Origin of the sequence: Paenibacillus sp. VTT E-133280 (assembly GCF_002264385.1) — a bacterium.
Lineage (GTDB): Bacteria > Bacillota > Bacilli > Paenibacillales > Paenibacillaceae > Paenibacillus_AQ > Paenibacillus_AQ nitricinens.
Window position 1 is genome coordinate 62,287 of the sequence record NZ_NFUX01000013.1, and the last position, 17,816, is coordinate 80,102.

Below are 17,816 nucleotides of genomic sequence, written 5' to 3' on the forward strand. Positions count from 1 at the left end.
ATTAATTGTCCTCACTTTCTAACCCAATTACTGCAATTGGAATTGTTATAATATGTTTAAAAATACTAAGTTCTTCAGTAAATCTGTCGAAGTGGGCAATATTAGAACCAAGCTTTGAGGCTGCATTTTTACAAGGAAGGATATAAATTGCACTAACAGCGGTATCTTTTTGATGCAATACTTCAAGCTTTAGAATATCAGCATAGAATCTAGCCATGTTTCCTAATTGTAAACAGAGTCCTACATTATTTTTCATAGAAGTGATCGTAATGTTAGATTCTCTATCAACTTTAACCTGATCAGACCAACCGAGCTCAATTAAACATTCCAAAACCAACTTTCTGAGGTCCGTTGCTGAATTTTCTCTAAATTCAAATTGGATTTCGGAAAGTCTTTTCATTAATGGGTTTAAAACTTGTTCAGAAATTGCCTCAGAACCAAAATTGTGTGAATGTAACGTCAATTTCATATTATCACCCCTAGTTTTATTGCTGTTCACCGTTTTTTGGTGAACAGATGTTCTAATAAAAACTCTCCTGGTTGGGAGAGCTTAAAAATCCTTTGGCAACAAATACTGATAATAAACTCCTGAAGTATCGGTAATGGTTTCTCTTTGAATCAGACCATAATCAAAAAGCTTTTTTAAGCGGTTACTTGCACTGTTAATTGCTATACCTTTTTTTAGAGCGATGTCTCGCGCAGTAATTTTTCCTTTGGGATCCAACATTGCAAAGGTTTCCATTAATACTGCTTCCATTTCTCCAATGATTTCAAAACCTCTGCTTTTTCTAAAGTAAAGTAGTGGGAGCCTTACCTTTTCATTAAGTTTCTTTGATAACTTATCTTCCTTTAGAAGCTGAGCGGCGCGTAAGCTATCATATACATACTCGTCTAAATTTGATAAGTAAATAATAGTACCTGTACTTTTTTTTCTTAAGGTTGCTGAAAACTCAAAAATTATTTCATCAATAAAGGAAACATCACATACTTCAATTTCTGTAAAGTCCAAATTGACAGAATTGATGATATTTTCATTACTACATATTTTCAACATATAACTTTGTAATTTCTTTCCATCTGGCCTATAAGTTAAGATTTTGCTATTGAGGCCAATTGCGGCTGCACTTTCATAAAGTTTAAGCACTATCATTTCATTACTCATTGTAATTCCTTCTCCCCATCACTCTTCACCGAAAGTAGGTGAAGGGCTGCATTTATCATACACCCAGTTTTATCCTATTGTCAACAAATGATTCATCGGTTTTCTTAAAGTTATTGCGCACTGTGTTCCTGGTAAGCTGTATTGGCCTTCAATGTGGCTATTCTCGTTTGATATTGAAACTGTCCCTCTTCCTGATTTTATTATGAGCTGACCGTTGTTTTCTTTTATAGAATTTTGGATTGTTTGGAGACCGAATCCGCCTGTATTATCTAATCTGCCACTTATCCCGGCGAGGGCCTTTTTTATATATTGATAATCGTTACTATACAGAGTACCGTACTTTCTTTCTTGGTGATTTTTAATTCCAATTCCAAGATCTGTTGTGACTATGTTCACCTCAATAAAATCACGTAATAAGCTTTTTTGCATCATTACAAAGCAGCTTCCAGATGATTCACTTAAGCCACTATGCTCTAAGCTATTACCACATAATTCCATTAGGGAAGACAGGGTACTATGTTTTAACATTCTATATTTATCTTCAGGGAACCATATCTCGAGCATTTCTTTTACATCTGACACAAGTTTGATTTTTTCTTTTGGTGATGTTATATGGGTAATATCAATTCCGGAATCATAAATTGGCCTCTCAAGCACATCTTCAAAAATTATGCTGTCATAATCGATATTGAAAAGATCACTATTAAGGAATTTTATTTTCTCAAGATAGGACAGAACCCCTGAATAAATGTTTTTAATTTTTATTTTTGTGTTTGTAATTTGAAATAGGTTATTGGAAATGGTTAACAGCATTACAACGCCCTTAGGATGAACATCGAACAAAAAATAAAAATCCAACTCAATTTCCTGTACTTCATGGAGATCATGTAGGTCTTGTAAAATGTTATCTAAAAAAAACCAGTCATTTATCCAATTAGGCATAATTTGCAATGTATATTTCATTATTTCCCCCTTCCGATCCAATGGGAACACCCGTTCCTTTTTATATTATAGCAAATAAATAATCTTTATTAAACAGTATGTGTGCAAAATTAGGTGTTGAGCTAATTGGTGACGTAATGTGTGGGAATTGAAGTATATATAATAATCATGAATACTCTGGTAATCATTTTGACCGGATTGGGAATGATCTAATCACTTTAAACGAAAGGGGTAAACAATATGGAACATTTCAACAGAATTATGAAGCACTAGTAAAACAATAACAATGCTAATGGTAGCTTTAGTTTACAAGATGCATTACAAATCTCTATTTAATTAACCCTATTCCAAAATGCGAATAGGGTTATTCACATCTAGTTCTTCTTATTAAATTTATCTAAAAGTGGAGGTAGCTATGGACAAGGAAAAACTGCTTAGGATACTGGAATTTCTCAAAACATCATTCGATCCTGAAGGTGCGATTCACTTTTTGGCAGTAGCAGCAATGGAGCAAGAGAAGATTGAACATCTCCATTCCATCACCATCAAAGTAAGAGTAGCTCTAACCTACAAAGAGGATCAATCTGTAAACCCATATTTTGACGGAACCGATATGTATATCTTGATGACCCCGACCGAAATTCAATTTACCCGAGAGGAAGAGTGGGCAGATGGACCTCCAATAATGGAGGGGAGCCCGATTGAACTAGCACTAGGCTGGGTCTCTCAATTAAATGTACCGTTCTATGTTTCTTCTGAAGCTCATGAAGCCGCACATAAGGAAAGGGGGTGAAATCTAATGCAGAATAGATCCAATTACGAATCACTCGTAGAAAGTGAGGATACGCTGGTTAACCGTATCGAGACCTGCTCCGAGACCATAGACGCTGTGCTTCAGATGCTCTTCAAAAAGGACGGGCCGATTCACCTCCCGACCGTACGAGAGATCGCTGCTGCGATGCACGAGGTTCAAGTCAAGTTGGAACGTGAACTGCTACTTGTTCGAATAGAAAAAAGACTCGCAGCCCGATACATGGACAGCAAGCCTATAGTCGACTAAATGATGGAATATTTTATTCCTCTGGAACTGCAATGCCCTTTATCTCTAAAAACTCCAGCTCTGCCTCCAGTATATCCTCCACTTCATTCTGAGTTAAAACAATGTCTTGCTGTTTTAAAATATGAACTATGAGCTCGTCATTATCGATATAAACTTCGCCATTCTCATCTTCTTCTTTGTTGTTAATGTACTCGTCTGAGTAACCAATAACAGTTTCAATCAGGTCAGCATCATGACCCGTTTTTTGAGACACGAAGCTGTTCAATTCATTAATATCAATATAGGGCTTTTCACCGTGCATATCGTTTCCAGTTGTCATTAATATCATCTCCTGTTGTCTTAGTATACCGAGGAACCCAATGTCTAACTCTAATCCTTTGATTTCTCCCAATCTAATACGGTTTGTAGCACTCTCAAGGCCATTACCTGGTCTTGCGCAGAACGCTCCGACAGCATCTCCACAATCTGTCCCAAAGTATCCTTACCCTCCATCGGGTCAAGGTATCGAAAGAACTCTTCTAACGACACACCTAACCCACCAACAACTTTCTGCAATGTCTCGATTGTTAGATTCTTCTCCCCGCGCTCCACCTGACCCACATAATTCGTATGTAAACCGGATAACTCGGCTAACTGCTCTTGGGATAATCCTTTATCCTTACGCAGCCGACGTATCCTATCTCCAACTCTCTTCACCACATCAGACACAAATACCACCTCAAGAAAAGCTTACCTGAGGGGCTTCTTAGACTTAACACACTACAAATGGTATTTGACTAAAATATAACATCCATAGATAATAAATATGGTACAAATTACATCTTTTAGTGTGGGTACAATGCCCTAACTATATTTTAAAGTATTACCGAATCATGTTTTATATTATTTTATATTATTTTATACTACTTTATCAGACCTAACGGAGGAATCTATCAATGCAAATGAAAAACCGAATCATCACCACTCTTACCGTCGCTACAATGCTGCTTGCACAAGCTGGGACTGCTCTAGCGGACAGTACGATCAACGTGTACCTGAAAGGAAAACTACAAACCTTCGAACAATCGGCAATCATCAAGGACGGATCAACATTGGTTCCCATGCGGGCCATTTTCGAGGCACTAGGTGCAACGGTCAGGTGGGATGGCAAGCAGCAAATCATCGACGCTACAAAAGGTGACAAGGTCATCCGCTTGCAGATTGGTTGGAAAGGCGCTTGGATCGGGGAAACCAAAGTGACATTGGACGCTGCTCCACAAATCATAAATGGCAGTACAATGGTACCGCTACGCTTCATCGGTGAAGCTCTTGGTGAGAAGGTCGAATGGGATAGCACTTCTCGCTCCGTCCTCATTTCAACTGACAAATCCCAGCTTCCGAAAGCGGATAGCGGGGTGTATAGAGGCTATGCCACTGTCATGCGGGAAGCGATAAAGAGCGAAACGTCGACAGGTGTCAAGATGCCAGACGCTACCTATAAGATTCTAGAGAGTAACAGTGACGCGTTCTTCGCGACTAATCGGGACAAGTTCTCTCTCTACGACAAAGCTAAACAGGTAAGTTCAGCTAATATGTCAAAGAATCCAGCTCAGTACAGCTCTACAATTGCTGAGGTTAATCGAATCCGAATTTTTGATGTCCAGGAACTGACTGCTAAAAGTGGGCAAACCACCACTATGGCCTATGGAGAGAGTGAAAGCGGTGGCCTGTTCTTCCAGATTTTCTACGCCGGTTCTAAGAAGCTGGCGAAAGAAGATGTTATCGAAATGGTGGGAATTTCTGCAGGCAAGTCTCAAATCAGTGTGATCAATCGTCAAGGCAACCAGTACGATGCTCCCGTAACAGTTTTCGTAGCCGGTAATATCTTTACTGCTTTAGAAGAGTATCAGTTGCAGGCAGAACGCGGCAAAGGTGAGACTATCGAGTTTGACGATGAGGCACAGGCGCGTCTGAATAAAGGAACAGTGAAGAGCTACACAGGCGAGATGGGTCTCGTGCAGGCGGCTGAGGACGGAGTGCTTAGCGAAGTACAGCGTCTAGTCGGAACAAACCATGTCGATGCTAACGCTCTACCCGACAATCGGACTCCGCTGATGGCAGCAGCACTTAAAGGCAACGACGAAATCGTCACTTATCTGCTGTCCCTGGGAGCCGACCCGAACCTAGGCTATTCCTTTACGTCACCGCTAAGCTCCGCAGCATACAGCGGGAAAGCTTCAACCGTGAAGCTGCTGCTTCAAGCAGGTGCAGTCCCAAATGACTTTGCTCTAAGTACGGCAAGGGATAATGGATATGCTGACATCCTGACGCTTCTGGAAGCTGCTACGAAGTAACGAACCTTTAATCAAAATCCCCATGTTGCTTCTAAAGGACATGGGGAATCATTTAATAATAGGTAGTAGAATGGAGGCGTATCACTTGGCAATTCTTTTTTTTGACATGCTGAGAAACAAGATAGACACGACAAAAGCGGAAGCAGCGGTGAGAAGAGCAGAGAAACAAGACAACAAGCGATTCCGGCAAGCACAGACGTTCTCAGATCGACAAATCACGATTAGCACTAAGGCAGAACTGGAGGATGCCGTAAGTAAGAGATACGGTAACATCATCGTCGTGGGCGAGCTGGCAGAAAACGTGGGCAGAGCCTACAAGGTTAAGGACAAGCTGGGGTTGCTGGAGAAGACACCTACCGTTCAGCCGCAAGTAGGTTTCCTAGGTATCACGGAAACGGTTATCATCACGGCTATTGTAGCGCTGACGGTTGTTCTTGTTGTGGCAATGTTAAAGAATTACAGCATAGATACAGACATCGAAATGAGCGATGCAAACCCCAAAATCAAATTAAGGCTGAACAAGTAAAGCCTTTTTCAGAAAACCCCGAATTCTTTAGGTCGGGGTTTTCTCTTCCCTCAGATAACAATTTTAATATGTATATATACTTGTGCATCCTTTGAGAAATAACCGTATTCTACGGGGTATTTTTGGATAAGAACTTTATTGGATAAGACGCTTCGGCTTGTTGTCCCAACCCTTACATAAAGCTATAATCGGGTTATCAACAAGAGCATTGGAGGCTTTATATATGACTAAAAAAGAAGAGACTAAAGTGGAACGATTCAATCTGCCATGGGTAGTAAAACAAGTCGAGGGCTTCGAGGAAAAAACAGTACGCAGCCTATTCAGTAAGATTCTCAATCTACTCGGTGAACAAGAGGAAAACCTAAGAGACAGCCGAGGACAGGTATGGTTTGATAAGGAATTGGCTGATTTCATAGTCTGGACGATTCGCCATATCGATAGTCCGTTCTTACAAAAGACGCTCAAACAGTCTGGTAACATTACGGTAGAGGAATCGCTCCAATTTCAAGAGGAGCTTCTTTCCTACATCGATACAATTGAAGAGCCTGCGAAGTCAAAGTTCAAAGCTATTGCCAATGAGCTTGCCTTGGAGCAATCCCAAGCGCTGTTCGAGAAGACGCTGGAGAATGTAAAGGAGTTGGTAGACTTATACCAACAAATCCCTGCCAAAGACCGAATCGAACTACTCGAAAGGCTCAACCCCGCTATGGGACAATGGAAGGAAGAGCTAAAGAAACGAATTGATAACCAATAGAGTTTGCAAGAAGCTAAAGCCGCTGCGAATATGCACGGCTTTTTTTCGTTGTCAAGGAAAACGTACAGCAGTTCTTTGGTTCGTGCGCTTCCTGTTTCGGATGTTACTCTAGTTCTCGAAAGACCCACTCAATACAAAACTTGAAACGAAATCTTAAGATTTTGTCAAGGAAAAGTTTTAAGACCGGGTTGGGACGCGAAAGTAGGTAGAACTAGATACACTTGTAAGTGTTAGAAGCAGTAACAACAAACTTTCACTCCGGGAGGAAACACGAAATGACAAACCATGCAGAAGAAACAGTAACGGTACAGTTTGAAACAGAAGAACTTAATACGGAAGAAGTGGCGAGTGTAGGGCAGGAAATAGAATCCTTCGAGGATCTCGACTTTAAGCCCCTAGCTGCAACCCATGAAAGTAAAGGAAACGGTAGGCCAGGTGTTTGCTCTCTCGTGAATGCAGATGGAAATAGCAAGCGGTTCACGATTTCGGCCAAAGTCATGGAACAGATTGGGTTCCCTGAACAAATTCAGATCGGTGTAAACGAGAAAGGATTTGCTGTCGGCGCAAAGCTACCAAATAACGAGACCTGCTTTACGCTGAAACAGTCGGGAACCAAAGCGGTTGTTTATTCTTCCGAGCTGGTCAAAGAATTGACGTCGCTGTTCGACCTCGATTTCAGCGAGAGAACAAGCATCACGTTCTACGAAGTCACTTACCTTAACTATAAGGACGCGGTAATAGCCGTATTCCCACTCGAAAAGTAGGACATATAAGTCCTAAATCAATTTTGCTCTTTGACAATTTCATAGCAACAAACGAAAAGTGCCTACCAAATTTATGATAGAGGAGAATGAGCTCATGCTACAGCAGATTACACCAAAAGCTTCTTTGCAGCAAGTCATGTTGAACTTTGGAAATCACAAGAAGGTTGAGCGTGCCATCAATTCCCTTCTGAAAAACCAGAACAGCGAGATATCTTTCTATAATCTGAATCTTGACCTAGTAAAAGGGGGAGAACAGATTTTCGTCTGTACGTGCTTCTCCCTTAAACTGTCGTGGAAACAATATTATCAGTTATTGGACTTCTATGGCGGCGGTTTTGGAGATGTGTTCGGTGAGGATCACGGCGTAGAACCCAACCACGATTGTCTGAGGTTGTTTAAGAAGTACGCGGGCCTACAGAGTTTCGGAAACTTCGACGAACTGAAAGGTCATTTCGAACGCAGCTCCAGATGGACAAACACGGTTCTGCGGCTTGCTGGGATAGAGAAGGCGTTGTTTACCTTCCACTTTTTGCAGATTTCAGAGGAAACATTACAGTTGACCCAACCGAATCAATCGAGCTGACACTGCATGGTTGGTTCCCAACAAATAAGATCAAACATCAGGTAAAGGTGCGTGAGAACATGCGTCATTTCTATATAGAAAACGACTGCGCGAATGAGAGGCAGAATTTTTATAAGTATGAGATTCAGAAAAAAATCTATGTAAAACGGTACGACTTGATGTGTTTTGCCGAAGAGCTAACTACTTCTCAGTTTGACGGGGTAGGTGATAAGGATGTCTAATTATCTTCCCTATAAGAACGTGGCCGAAGCAATGAAGGCCTTCGCCGCGCTAGGTTGGGCCATCATACCGCTATGTTCACACGATCACAGCGGTATGAGCGAACAACACCGGAATAATTGTACAAGACCTGGAAAGATGCCTCTCTTAAAAGACTGGACGAATGCTTCTATTCCAAAGCCCGATACAATCGACGAATGGGCGCGGCAATGGCCTTCCATGAATGTTGGGTTAGTACTCGGCACTCGAACAGGTGTCGTCGCCATCGACGTGGACGGGGAGTACGGAGAAGAACTGTTACAGCAATGGAGTAATGGTGATCTCCCCGATACACTTGAGTTTACCACCCCAGGGGGCGGTAGGCGGCTCATGTACGCTGCTCCTATTGGAGTCCGATCAGTCAAGTATGCTGAGAGCCATCCGGAGAATCCACATGAAGAATGTGCGCTGCTCTGCGACGGTCAACAGACAGTTCTCCCGCCATCCAAGCACGCAAATGGCGGCATCTATGAATGGAAGGAAGGGAAAAGCCCATGGGAATTCAGTTACCAAACGCCCCTAGATGGATGGTTCAACGAATAACTCCTCCAAAAAGGGGACAGAGAACCCGTCCAACTGAGAGAGGGTCGTTCGAGGGCCTTAAAAAGTCTTGTCTCCGCTTTACCGATGATTGGGAAAGGCAGCAACAGCATGGGCTTGATGAAGAAACTTGGTTTCGTTGGAGCGCGGTATTTACTAATACGGGATTACTGGATAAAGCGTTAGAGTTCTCGCGAGCTTCCCACAAGCACTCCCAGCAAAGCGAACGAAGAATACAAGAGATGACTAAGTCAGATCGTGGCCCTACCCGCTGTGAGACTATGGGATGTAGCGGTGATCAGATGCACCAATGCTTTGGTGATCAAGTGAGTAAGAATGAGGCAGGGGAAATCACCAACTCCCCAGCCGCATTTCTAACGGGCACAAAATCAAAAGCGCCAGCCGCGTTACCCGACCACATAAAGGAAAAGGAAGCGCTTCTGCCAAGTCGGTACTCATTGGAAGGTAAGAACCTTTGTGTTGTCCAAACGGATAAGGAAGGCAACCGCAATGACATTCCACTGGCTAACTTTTTTGCCTGGATAAACAAAACCGTCGTCAAGGATGATGGATCAGAACAACAGCGATTCTACGAACTGGAGGGAGTTCTCATGAATAATAGAAAACGACTACATCCCATACACGTTGCATCGGGTGATTTCGACAGCATGAAGTGGTTGGAGCAATGGGGACCAGAGCCTAACATTCAACCTGGGAACAAGGTCAGGGACACGGTCCGCCACGCGATCCAGACGACAGCGTCAGGGGCAACCACAGAGCGTGTTTTTGCCCATCTTGGCTGGGTAGAGGTGGATGGGGTCCCAAGGTACCTTCATGCTGCTGGGGCTGTAGGAGCAAAGGACGTTAAGGTAGAGATCGACCCGAGGTTGGAAAACTACAGGTTGCCTACCTCATCAGGTGATCGAAAAGAGGCCATGAAAGCAAGCCTAATGTTACTGGACATCGCTCCCCATCGGGTTACGCTGCCACTGTTGGGACTTACGTTTCTCTCCCCTCTGTGTGAATGGCTGAGAACAGTACATCTGGAGCCAAAGTTCCTTATGTGGCTTCACGGCTATACGGGAACTCGTAAGACGACTCTTGCTAAGTTGTTCCTTTGCCATTTTGGTGACTTGTTAGAGCGTCCTCCGGCCAGCTTTAAGGATACGGCAAATTCGGTTGAAAAACGGGGGTTCGATGTGAAAGACTCACTACTTCTGATCGATGATTACCATCCGGCCAGTGCGCTGAAGGAAGCGAAAGGCATGTCGCAACTAGCTGAGCAAATCCTTAGGGCTTACGGTGACAGGGTTGGACGAGGGCGCATGAGACAGGACACTAGCCTGCGGCCTGGTTACCCCCCTCGCGGCATGGCAATTGTGACAGCGGAGGATGTTCTCGACCGTGGCTCAAGCGTTGCTAGGTTGTTCCCCGTCGAGCTCAGACAAGGTGATGTTGATCTCCATAAATTGACTACTGCCCAGCAGCAAGCTCAGATGTTAAGTCAAGCAATGGTCGGTTACTTGGAATGGCTAGGACAGGCCATGTCAGAAAGTGACGACAGGCTGACGGAAATCTTCTACGAAAGAAGAAATGAAGCTTCCCAACTACATGTACACGGCAGGCTGGTAGAGGCTGCGGCTTGGCTGTACCTTGGTCTCCAACTTGGCTTAGACTACGCTGAAAGTGTTGGAGCGATCGAACACGGACGTAAAAATGAGCTTCTTCACGAGGCTTGGGAAGGATTTGTCAGTACGGCGAGTGAGCAGGGAGAGCAGGTGGCAGAGGTTAAGGCAACGACACGCTTTGTGAGCATTGTCGGCGAACTTCTTGCTAATCGGACGATCTACACGGAAGCCGCTAAACCGCTTTCTGAAGGGGACATTCCCAAGAGTGGAACTCACGTAGGCTGGCACGATAGCAACTACTATTACTTTCTACCTGATGTACTCTACAATGCAGTGAGTCGATTCCTTTCGGCACAAGGGACTCATTTTCCAATTTCCAGTCAAACCTTGTGGAAACAGTTGGCCGAAGAGGGCATCACGCTCACGGAGACTTCGAAGGAAAACGGCAAAGAGCGTCGGCACAACCTCGTCAAGAAGACTGTAGGAGGTCAGCGTTCCCGCAAGCTCTGCGTAAAAGCTGAACTTTTGCGGGGAAAGGATGACGAAGAAGTACAACCCCGAGTTAGGCCGAGCCAAGCCGATCGGAACCTGGAGGGGACCTGCCTGATGTGTTCGCCCCCGAAAACGGGGGCATTGCCCCCTGAAAGCCGAAGAGAGGGGGCGCTGGGAATTCCAAGCGGGACAAGGACTGCGGTGATTGGAGCCCCCATTGCCCCTATAAAAAAACATAACTAAACATAAAAAATAAATAATGTCCCCCCCTGCCAATAAAAAATGTCTCTCTCCCACGTCAGGTTAGGGGGGAACGGGGGCAGGTGCCAACGGAACCATGAGCCAACAAGGTTTTTGCGTCGCCCCAGTTGGGGCGAGTCCCTAAACTGGGGGGCAACGTGTGGGGGCATCGAAGAACGGAACAAAGGTTACCTGTAAATATATATTATTTCCTTAGAATGCTGTATTTACTAGAGAAAATTCTAAGGGAGATGAGCTATTTGTTTAACATTACAAATCAAGAATCCATTTTGAGTTACTCCAAGAAAGGTACGCTGCCTCAAGTTGGTCTGACGTACCTTGTAAGTGAGCTTGAGGAATTAAAAGCTTCCTTACATCATGAAGGTGAAGATCAATTTTCACTTGTGGATCATGGCTACTACATGTTGGTTGTCCAGTCAGAAGATACCTGCACACTAACAGATGGCGACGTTGTTGTGAATCTATTGGAGAATGAACCAGAGTACGTAGAACTGGTAGAACTGCCAAATGGAGTTTATATGTACCGAGCCTGCCTAATGCCCGACAACGAGTGTTTTCTGCTGATATACGCGCTCAGGGGCGCTTTAAGGCTAGAACTGGAACAGTGGTTTGCGGAGCAATCTGGATGCCTGGCTAAGGAGGACTTCGAATGATTAACTCTAAGCCTAAACCAGCTAAGCGTATTGAGGTTATTTCTCTACGAATGGTGCGTGAAAAAACATCGCTGCTCTATCCCAATCGTGTGATTCGCTCACCTCAAGATGCGGTTGACTTGTTCCGCCAATTCATCGGTGATTGTGATCGGGAATCATTCTGTATCCTTTGCCTCAATACAAAAAATGAGCCCACCGCTATGCATCAAGTATCCTGCGGGTCGCTGAATGCCTCTATTGTCCATCCCAGGGAGACGTTCAAGCTTGCGATTCTTGCCAACTCTGCTTCCATTATAGCTTGCCATAATCATCCGTCAGGCCAGCCAGATCCCAGTCCTGAGGACATTGAGATAACAGAGCGACTGAGGGATAGCGGCTGCCTGCTTGGCATCGATCTACTCGACCATCTTATTCTAGGAGAAGGCATTCAATTTACAAGCATGAAGGAAAGGGGACTGATGTAGATGTCTTATACATTTGATTCCCAGAGATACGTAACGCGAGGCGTAAATAATGAGCTCAACCCTGAACTGCAACTGCTTCTATGGGCGTTACTTGATGAACAAGTCCAAAGCAACGTACAGATGGACTACCTTCAAGTATTTAATTTGACTACTGAGAACGAGGGAAGTCATAAGGTTCAAAAGATCATCCACTCTCAAGAGCAACCGGAACGTACAAAGACCTATAGTTATCCTGGTATTTATAAGCCTCTGCATGGTATTACCGTGTGGATAATTGAAAGCGGGGAGTACGTGACGATGCTTTTGCCATCAGAATATTGAGAGGGTGGGACAGATGAATCCAAGGGTTATTAATCTCATTATCGTAGCGCTTCAAATAACAATCGAAATCATTAAAAGCAGCAGAAATCATAAATAGAGTAAACAAGTCTGCTTAAAAAGGCGGTAGGCTCTTGTTTCGATGACATACTTCAAAGGGGGAGCTGCTATGAGAGACGGCTTTAATGTACAGTACGAATTTGAATCCGCTATTGATTTGCTCTCGGATATGGTTATCAACTACATTTCCATGCAAGAGAAAAGGGCATCATACCGTGCAGAAGTTATGCTCTGGCTGGAGCCAGTTGAATTGCTGGAAATGGAAGAACTCGCTAACCATGAACTGACCTCACAACTTCTTGGGACAGCAGACTACCAAATGGTCGCCTGAGAATAGGAGGTCAACCTAATGGTATCAACAGTAGCCCTCTACATTCGGGTCTCCACAGATGAGCAGGTGGATGGTTACAGCATAGATGGTCAGATGGATATGCTTAAGGCATTCTGCAGACGGCACAATCTAACTCTATATAAAGCATATATAGATGCAGGAAAATCAGCAAAGTCGATTCAGGGCAGACCCCTTTTGCAGCAGTTACTTGTGGATGCACAGCAGGGATGTTTTCAAAACGTCTTAGTCTGGAAGCTAAATCGGCTTTCACGCAACCATAGTGACTTGCTGCATATGGTGAAAATTCTTAATAAGAGCAATGTCGGAATAAAGAGCGTGACAGAAGATATTAATACCGATACGACGATGGGCAGCTTTGTTGTACAGGTGCTGAGTGCTATTGCTGAGTTAGAACGGGAACAGATTTGTGACAATGTCCGTTTAGCTGTGCAAGAGCGCAATCGGCAGGGGTGCTGGAATAGCGGGAATATGGTGCTCGGTTACCGGTGGCATAAGAATCCTGAACCTGGACAGCAACAGCTTGAAGTTGTGGAACCTGAGGCTGAGCTAGTCCGAACTATTTTTACCATGTATGCAGATGGATTAGGGTACAAGGCAATCACCAAACGACTAAATGCTGCAGGCTATTTGACCAAGAAAGGTCTGGCTTTTGGAATCGCAGGGGTGAGAGGCATCCTGAATAATCCTAACTACATAGGAAAAATACGCATTGGTACAAGCCAGCGTCATACAGGTATTGAGGTACAACTGATAAAGGGCGAACAAGAAGCAATCATTACTTTGGAATTATGGGAACAAGTCCAAGCCAAGCTACGCAGTCGATCGAACCCGCCATCGAAGAGGATCAAACGGCATTTTCCATTGTCAGGATTGCTCAAATGTCCTGAGTGCGGGTGCAGCATGGTTGCAGCACACACGAAGAGCTATAACAAAAACGGGACGATTCGGAAGAACTACTACTATGTATGCTCACTCTATAGGAGTAAGGGCTCCGTTGCATGCAGCTTAAACGCGATTCGTGCAGATGATATGGATTGTTGGTTCTCTCAACAAATTCAGGAGCTTGTGACTAAACCTCCTTTACTGAATCAAATCATCGCGACGGTGAACGATAAGCGGGATCTACGCCGTAAACCTCTTGAGGATGAAAAGAGAGGTCTGATTAAGGAGTTGGCTGCATTTGATCAGCGGCAGCAGAGATGCTTTGAGTTATTTGAAGAGGAGCATATTCCTCAGGAGGTCCTAGTCACGCGGCTTAAGGAACTCGAAGAGCAGAAGGTTGCTAAGCAAGAGGCCCTGCGAGGTATTGAAGAAAAACTAGCTAATCAACAGATACAATTGGCAGATAGCGATAAGATTCTTAGCGCATTGAAGAATTTATGGGTGATGGTCCAAACCTCTCCGCATGAACAGCAAAAGAAGCTGTTTAAGAACTTATTTGATAAAATCACGCTTCCCCCTAACAGGGATATATCAAAAGCTGTCTTACATGGCAGTGCATCGTTAAATCAAATACTATTTACAAATAACATGGAGGAATTACAATGCAAAATCAACAGCAAATCTGTTTAAATCAAGGCCGATTCATACTAGAACAAGGGCGTGCACTCTTATGTTAATGACCTCGGATAAGGTGCGTCGTGTTGCTATATACGTTCGTGTAAGCACGGAGGAGCAAGCTGAGCATGGTTATTCCATTGATGCACAACTTAAAACGCTGACAGACTACTCTAAGCTCTATAACTATGAAATCTACCGCGAGTACGTGGATAGAGGTATCAGTGGTAAGAGCATGGATAACCGCTTTGAGCTGCAGCAGATGCTTCAGGATGCAAAAAATAATTTATTCGATACCGTCTTGGTGTGGAAGTTTAATAGATTGGCGAGAAATGCAGAGCATCTTTCACAAATCGTTAATATTCTGAATAAGAATAACGTCGCGTTTATGTCCATGACAGAACAGTTCGACACCTCAACCTCCCACGGGAAATTCATGTTGCATATCATGGGGGCTGTAGGACAGCTTGAACGTGATACCATAGTTGACAATGTTAAGATGGGTCACAAACAACGTGCTAGGACAGGGAAGCACAATGGTAAGCTACCGCTAGGGTATCGAAGTGTAGAGGACATTGTGAATGGCGTTCGGAGTCGGGAATCAAAAGTAGAGATTGTTCCTGAGGAAGAAGTCATTATTCTCAAGATATTTGAACGATTCGCTACCGGACGAGGATTTAAGTCGATTGCGAACGAACTCAACCATGAGGGTTATGTTACCCGATCTGGTGGAGCCTTCTCCATCAGCGGTGTGAAGGAGATTCTGGATAATCCATTCTTTGTTGGAAGAATACGTTATGGAAGGTATGAAAACTGGAGTGAGAAAAGGCGTAAGGGCCTTAACACCATACTGGAGACTTTTGATGGGATTCATCCTGCTATTGTTTCGGAAGAACTATGGAGCAAAGTGCAGTATTTACGCAAGAAAAAATCAGTGGTCTCCCTGAAGCGCTTCGATGGCGAGTTCCTGTTAACTTGGCTGATCCGCTGTCCAAAGTGCGGAGCGCCGATGGTAGCTAATCGGACTCAGAATCGTAAGAAGGACGGCAGTAAGGTCACGCGTCTATACTACTCTTGCAGCAACTTCCGTAACAAGGGGAGCAAGGTATGCAGCGCCAACAGCATTCGGAAGCTGGAGGCAGAGAATTATGTAATCGAACGGCTTAAAGAAGTACTGGCAAAGCCCCAAATTCTCAAAGCCATCGTGAAAAACATTAATGAAAGGAAAACGAAGCGTGTCAAACCCCTCGAGCAGGAACTTGAGCATATTCTGGTTAAGATAACAGAGCTGGAGGGGAAGCGGCGAAAGTACTTTGACATGTACGAAATGAACGGATTAGATAAGACAATGTTCTCCAAGCGGCTTGATGACATTGGTGAAGAACTGGAACGATTACATGTCAAAAAGACAGAGCTGGCTATGGAAATGAAAGAGGACCATGCGGAGCCCGTCTCCTACGAAGTTGTCCGTGCTCTTCTGAACAAGTTCGATAAGCTGCTGGACTCGTCATCCTTTGACCAACGAAAGACTCTAATGCATTTGGTCATCAAGCAAATTACAATCAAGGATTCAAAAACCATCGACCAAATCGATATGAACTTCGATGAGAATACGGTACACCATTTTTTAACTGCTGACCCTTCTGCGACCCATGCAGAGGGGTCTTTTGCTGTCCAGATGAAGCGAGAGATCCAAGGTCAAAGCATTTCTATTGCAATTTGACTGTTCGGGTGACCGTAATCCACTCTCTGCCTAGAAATGCGTCAGTGGGTCCAAAATTTCTTTTTAAGCTGCTGCGGTTACTTCTTACAGCACTGACACTAAATGCAGGTCAAAAGAGGGAGAGGGCAGCGAATGCAATGCTGTGGGTGGTAGGGGGTGTTCAGAGGACATAGCGGATGACATTCCAAAAGGCTTGTGGGAAACTGAATCTAAGAGAATATGGAGGGATGGTAAATGCCTGAATTGACGAAGAAGGAAATTGAGTCAATAGCCAAAACCATTTCAGAACATTTTGTAGAATATACATCTAAGTACGAGTTAACGAAATATCCAGAAGAGCCATATTTAAAATGGAAGGAAGACTTTTCTGACCCTACGAACGTAAAACATGATGAAATACGTCAAGCGTTCGAGTGGAAATACGGCCATTGGGGAAAGGCAAATTACGTCCCCGCCCATAAAGTCATTATTGCCAAGTTACAAAAGTATTGGCCTGAGTTTGCTGAAACAGGCAAGCTGGAGCTTGACGACATTTTTGCTTTCTGGGAAGAGAAACTGGCAGGACATCAATCCTTCATCACAATAGCATTCTTGTCACACCTAGTATGCTCAAAGAAAGTGGAGATCATAGATCAGCATAATTTTCGGGCAATGAACTATTTGATGTCCATTGTAAGGCCGGATTGGGTGTGGAAGAGGAAACCTGTAAGCCAAGAGGACATTACGGATTTTTCTATGTTCTTAAGCTCTGTGCTCCCTGCAGTCAAAGAGGCGAAGGGGAATAAGCGTGAGCTGGATAAGTTCCTCATGATGTTTGGGAAGCATAAGGTGAAGGGCATTCCAGTGTCCCGTTCCAAAGTAGCCCCAGCAGTTTCCAAAAAGCATGACTGGAGCTCATTCTCATCAGAGGTATTCGACATAGGAAAGATCACATTACGATCCAATGCTGATCTGCTCTTTGCTCTACTACTCCAATCACTCGATGCAGATAGAGCTGGTAATGGGGTCACCTATACAATAGAAGAAATCCAGAAAAGAATACCGATGCAGAAGACAGGAATTGCGGTTAGCTCCAGCTACAACTACGCGCTGGTTGCTCTATTCGGAAATCAAAGGGGAAGAGATTACTTTACGTTTGAAAATGGAAACTTGGGCGTGTACTTCACGGACCAGGCTAATGATCCATCCAGGGATAATACATGTTGGAAGAAGTACCTTGATGAAAAGGTCAGTATTAATGTAAAGTACGTGAGAGCAGGTGGCTAGGTGGTGAACGGAAGTGCAAAGCCGATTTCAACCTAAAATAGCGGCAGGAGCGACAATTGTGTCAAAACGGTGTTCTATGCCAAAACAAACTTTGTATAGAAAATCAATCCCAAAAGGAGG

The 17,816-nt window shown here is 44.0% G+C and carries 21 protein-coding genes; 16 read left to right on the forward strand and 5 right to left on the reverse strand.

Annotation, left to right across the window (positions count from 1 at the left end; all coding sequences use genetic code 11):
• Position 1 precedes the first annotated feature (1 nt).
• From CA600_RS08325 to CA600_RS08335, 3 genes are all read right to left on the reverse strand, one after another.
• On the reverse strand, positions 2-469 hold the full coding sequence (locus CA600_RS08325; protein WP_094869758.1) for a BglII/BstYI family type II restriction endonuclease: 468 nt from the start codon (positions 467-469) through the stop codon (positions 2-4).
• Positions 470-550: 81 nt separating this feature from the next.
• Positions 551-1,162 (reverse strand): hypothetical protein, encoded by a 612-nt coding sequence (locus tag CA600_RS08330; RefSeq protein WP_094869759.1) that lies wholly within the window; start codon positions 1,160-1,162, stop codon positions 551-553.
• Between the two features lie 69 nt (positions 1,163-1,231).
• Positions 1,232-2,125: a hypothetical protein gene (locus CA600_RS08335; protein WP_094869760.1), complete on the reverse strand. Its 894-nt coding sequence runs from the start codon at positions 2,123-2,125 to the stop codon at positions 1,232-1,234.
• 394 nt (positions 2,126-2,519) lie between these two features.
• Between CA600_RS08335 and CA600_RS08340 the strand changes: the two genes are divergently transcribed.
• Both CA600_RS08340 and CA600_RS08345 read left to right on the forward strand, forming a co-directional pair.
• Complete coding sequence (locus CA600_RS08340; RefSeq protein WP_094869761.1) at positions 2,520-2,897, forward strand: hypothetical protein; 378 nt, start codon at positions 2,520-2,522, stop codon at positions 2,895-2,897.
• Positions 2,898-2,903: 6 nt separating this feature from the next.
• Positions 2,904-3,164, forward strand: coding sequence for a hypothetical protein (locus CA600_RS08345; protein ID WP_094869762.1), 261 nt, complete (start codon positions 2,904-2,906; stop codon positions 3,162-3,164).
• A gap of 13 nt (positions 3,165-3,177) precedes the next feature.
• On the opposite strand, the gene CA600_RS08350 is transcribed toward CA600_RS08345, so the two are convergent.
• Both CA600_RS08350 and CA600_RS08355 read right to left on the reverse strand, forming a co-directional pair.
• Positions 3,178-3,483 carry a hypothetical protein gene (locus tag CA600_RS08350; protein WP_094869763.1) on the reverse strand — a complete coding sequence of 102 codons (306 nt, stop codon included), beginning with the start codon at positions 3,481-3,483 and terminating at the stop codon, positions 3,178-3,180.
• 50 nt (positions 3,484-3,533) lie between these two features.
• Positions 3,534-3,872 carry a helix-turn-helix domain-containing protein gene (locus tag CA600_RS08355; protein WP_094869764.1) on the reverse strand — a complete coding sequence of 113 codons (339 nt, stop codon included), beginning with the start codon at positions 3,870-3,872 and terminating at the stop codon, positions 3,534-3,536.
• 227 nt (positions 3,873-4,099) lie between these two features.
• Between CA600_RS08355 and CA600_RS08360 the strand changes: the two genes are divergently transcribed.
• From CA600_RS08360 to CA600_RS08425, 14 genes are all read left to right on the forward strand, one after another.
• Positions 4,100-5,497 carry a stalk domain-containing protein gene (locus tag CA600_RS08360; RefSeq protein ID WP_094869765.1) on the forward strand — a complete coding sequence of 466 codons (1,398 nt, stop codon included), beginning with the start codon at positions 4,100-4,102 and terminating at the stop codon, positions 5,495-5,497.
• A gap of 85 nt (positions 5,498-5,582) precedes the next feature.
• Entirely contained in the window at positions 5,583-6,023 is a 441-nt protein-coding gene (locus tag CA600_RS08365) for a hypothetical protein (protein WP_094869766.1), read from the forward strand.
• Between the two features lie 223 nt (positions 6,024-6,246).
• The gene (locus CA600_RS08370) at positions 6,247-6,777 is read left to right on the forward strand and encodes a hypothetical protein (protein ID WP_042131679.1); all 531 of its coding nucleotides are present in this window, start codon (positions 6,247-6,249) and stop codon (positions 6,775-6,777) included.
• Between the two features lie 275 nt (positions 6,778-7,052).
• Complete coding sequence (locus CA600_RS08375) at positions 7,053-7,541, forward strand: hypothetical protein (RefSeq protein WP_094869767.1); 489 nt, start codon at positions 7,053-7,055, stop codon at positions 7,539-7,541.
• Between the two features lie 94 nt (positions 7,542-7,635).
• Positions 7,636-8,124 carry a hypothetical protein gene (locus CA600_RS08380; RefSeq protein WP_094869768.1) on the forward strand — a complete coding sequence of 163 codons (489 nt, stop codon included), beginning with the start codon at positions 7,636-7,638 and terminating at the stop codon, positions 8,122-8,124.
• A 213-nt stretch (positions 8,125-8,337) separates the two neighbouring features.
• Positions 8,338-8,925 carry a bifunctional DNA primase/polymerase gene (locus CA600_RS08385; protein ID WP_094869769.1) on the forward strand — a complete coding sequence of 196 codons (588 nt, stop codon included), beginning with the start codon at positions 8,338-8,340 and terminating at the stop codon, positions 8,923-8,925.
• A 239-nt stretch (positions 8,926-9,164) separates the two neighbouring features.
• Positions 9,165-11,285 carry a hypothetical protein gene (locus CA600_RS08390; RefSeq protein ID WP_143812123.1) on the forward strand — a complete coding sequence of 707 codons (2,121 nt, stop codon included), beginning with the start codon at positions 9,165-9,167 and terminating at the stop codon, positions 11,283-11,285.
• A 257-nt stretch (positions 11,286-11,542) separates the two neighbouring features.
• The gene (locus tag CA600_RS08395; RefSeq protein ID WP_143812124.1) at positions 11,543-11,956 is read left to right on the forward strand and encodes a hypothetical protein; all 414 of its coding nucleotides are present in this window, start codon (positions 11,543-11,545) and stop codon (positions 11,954-11,956) included.
• The gene (locus tag CA600_RS08400) at positions 11,953-12,420 is read left to right on the forward strand and encodes a JAB domain-containing protein (RefSeq protein WP_094869772.1); all 468 of its coding nucleotides are present in this window, start codon (positions 11,953-11,955) and stop codon (positions 12,418-12,420) included. The genes CA600_RS08395 and CA600_RS08400 overlap by 4 nt, the downstream gene beginning before the upstream one ends.
• Positions 12,421-12,741 (forward strand): DUF960 family protein, encoded by a 321-nt coding sequence (locus CA600_RS08405; protein ID WP_094869773.1) that lies wholly within the window; start codon positions 12,421-12,423, stop codon positions 12,739-12,741.
• A gap of 166 nt (positions 12,742-12,907) precedes the next feature.
• Positions 12,908-13,129 (forward strand): hypothetical protein, encoded by a 222-nt coding sequence (locus CA600_RS08410; RefSeq protein WP_094869774.1) that lies wholly within the window; start codon positions 12,908-12,910, stop codon positions 13,127-13,129.
• Between the two features lie 18 nt (positions 13,130-13,147).
• The gene (locus CA600_RS08415; RefSeq protein WP_094869775.1) at positions 13,148-14,722 is read left to right on the forward strand and encodes a recombinase family protein; all 1,575 of its coding nucleotides are present in this window, start codon (positions 13,148-13,150) and stop codon (positions 14,720-14,722) included.
• Positions 14,723-14,762: 40 nt separating this feature from the next.
• Positions 14,763-16,430, forward strand: coding sequence for a recombinase family protein (locus tag CA600_RS08420; protein WP_094869776.1), 1,668 nt, complete (start codon positions 14,763-14,765; stop codon positions 16,428-16,430).
• Between the two features lie 234 nt (positions 16,431-16,664).
• Positions 16,665-17,696, forward strand: coding sequence for a hypothetical protein (locus tag CA600_RS08425; RefSeq protein ID WP_094869777.1), 1,032 nt, complete (start codon positions 16,665-16,667; stop codon positions 17,694-17,696).
• Positions 17,697-17,816 lie beyond the last annotated feature (120 nt).

What these genes read in the sequence shown, in the direction of transcription:
- CA600_RS08420 (WP_094869776.1), top strand. Translation starts at nt 14,763, where the DNA reads ATGTTAATGACCTCGGATAAGGTGCGTCGTGTTGCTATATACGTTCGT.
- CA600_RS08360 (WP_094869765.1), top strand. Translation starts at nt 4,100, where the DNA reads ATGCAAATGAAAAACCGAATCATCACCACTCTTACCGTCGCTACAATG.
- CA600_RS08325 (WP_094869758.1), bottom strand. Translation starts at nt 469, where the DNA reads ATGAAATTGACGTTACATTCACACAATTTTGGTTCTGAGGCAATTTCT.
- CA600_RS08400 (WP_094869772.1), top strand. Translation starts at nt 11,953, where the DNA reads ATGATTAACTCTAAGCCTAAACCAGCTAAGCGTATTGAGGTTATTTCT.
- CA600_RS08425 (WP_094869777.1), top strand. Translation starts at nt 16,665, where the DNA reads ATGCCTGAATTGACGAAGAAGGAAATTGAGTCAATAGCCAAAACCATT.
- CA600_RS08350 (WP_094869763.1), bottom strand. Translation starts at nt 3,483, where the DNA reads ATGACAACTGGAAACGATATGCACGGTGAAAAGCCCTATATTGATATT.
- CA600_RS08330 (WP_094869759.1), bottom strand. Translation starts at nt 1,162, where the DNA reads ATGAGTAATGAAATGATAGTGCTTAAACTTTATGAAAGTGCAGCCGCA.
- CA600_RS08390 (WP_143812123.1), top strand. Translation starts at nt 9,165, where the DNA reads ATGACTAAGTCAGATCGTGGCCCTACCCGCTGTGAGACTATGGGATGT.
- CA600_RS08410 (WP_094869774.1), top strand. Translation starts at nt 12,908, where the DNA reads ATGAGAGACGGCTTTAATGTACAGTACGAATTTGAATCCGCTATTGAT.
- CA600_RS08335 (WP_094869760.1), bottom strand. Translation starts at nt 2,125, where the DNA reads ATGAAATATACATTGCAAATTATGCCTAATTGGATAAATGACTGGTTT.
- CA600_RS08385 (WP_094869769.1), top strand. Translation starts at nt 8,338, where the DNA reads ATGTCTAATTATCTTCCCTATAAGAACGTGGCCGAAGCAATGAAGGCC.
- CA600_RS08415 (WP_094869775.1), top strand. Translation starts at nt 13,148, where the DNA reads ATGGTATCAACAGTAGCCCTCTACATTCGGGTCTCCACAGATGAGCAG.
- CA600_RS08375 (WP_094869767.1), top strand. Translation starts at nt 7,053, where the DNA reads ATGACAAACCATGCAGAAGAAACAGTAACGGTACAGTTTGAAACAGAA.
- CA600_RS08380 (WP_094869768.1), top strand. Translation starts at nt 7,636, where the DNA reads ATGCTACAGCAGATTACACCAAAAGCTTCTTTGCAGCAAGTCATGTTG.
- CA600_RS08370 (WP_042131679.1), top strand. Translation starts at nt 6,247, where the DNA reads ATGACTAAAAAAGAAGAGACTAAAGTGGAACGATTCAATCTGCCATGG.
- CA600_RS08345 (WP_094869762.1), top strand. Translation starts at nt 2,904, where the DNA reads ATGCAGAATAGATCCAATTACGAATCACTCGTAGAAAGTGAGGATACG.
- CA600_RS08340 (WP_094869761.1), top strand. Translation starts at nt 2,520, where the DNA reads ATGGACAAGGAAAAACTGCTTAGGATACTGGAATTTCTCAAAACATCA.
- CA600_RS08405 (WP_094869773.1), top strand. Translation starts at nt 12,421, where the DNA reads ATGTCTTATACATTTGATTCCCAGAGATACGTAACGCGAGGCGTAAAT.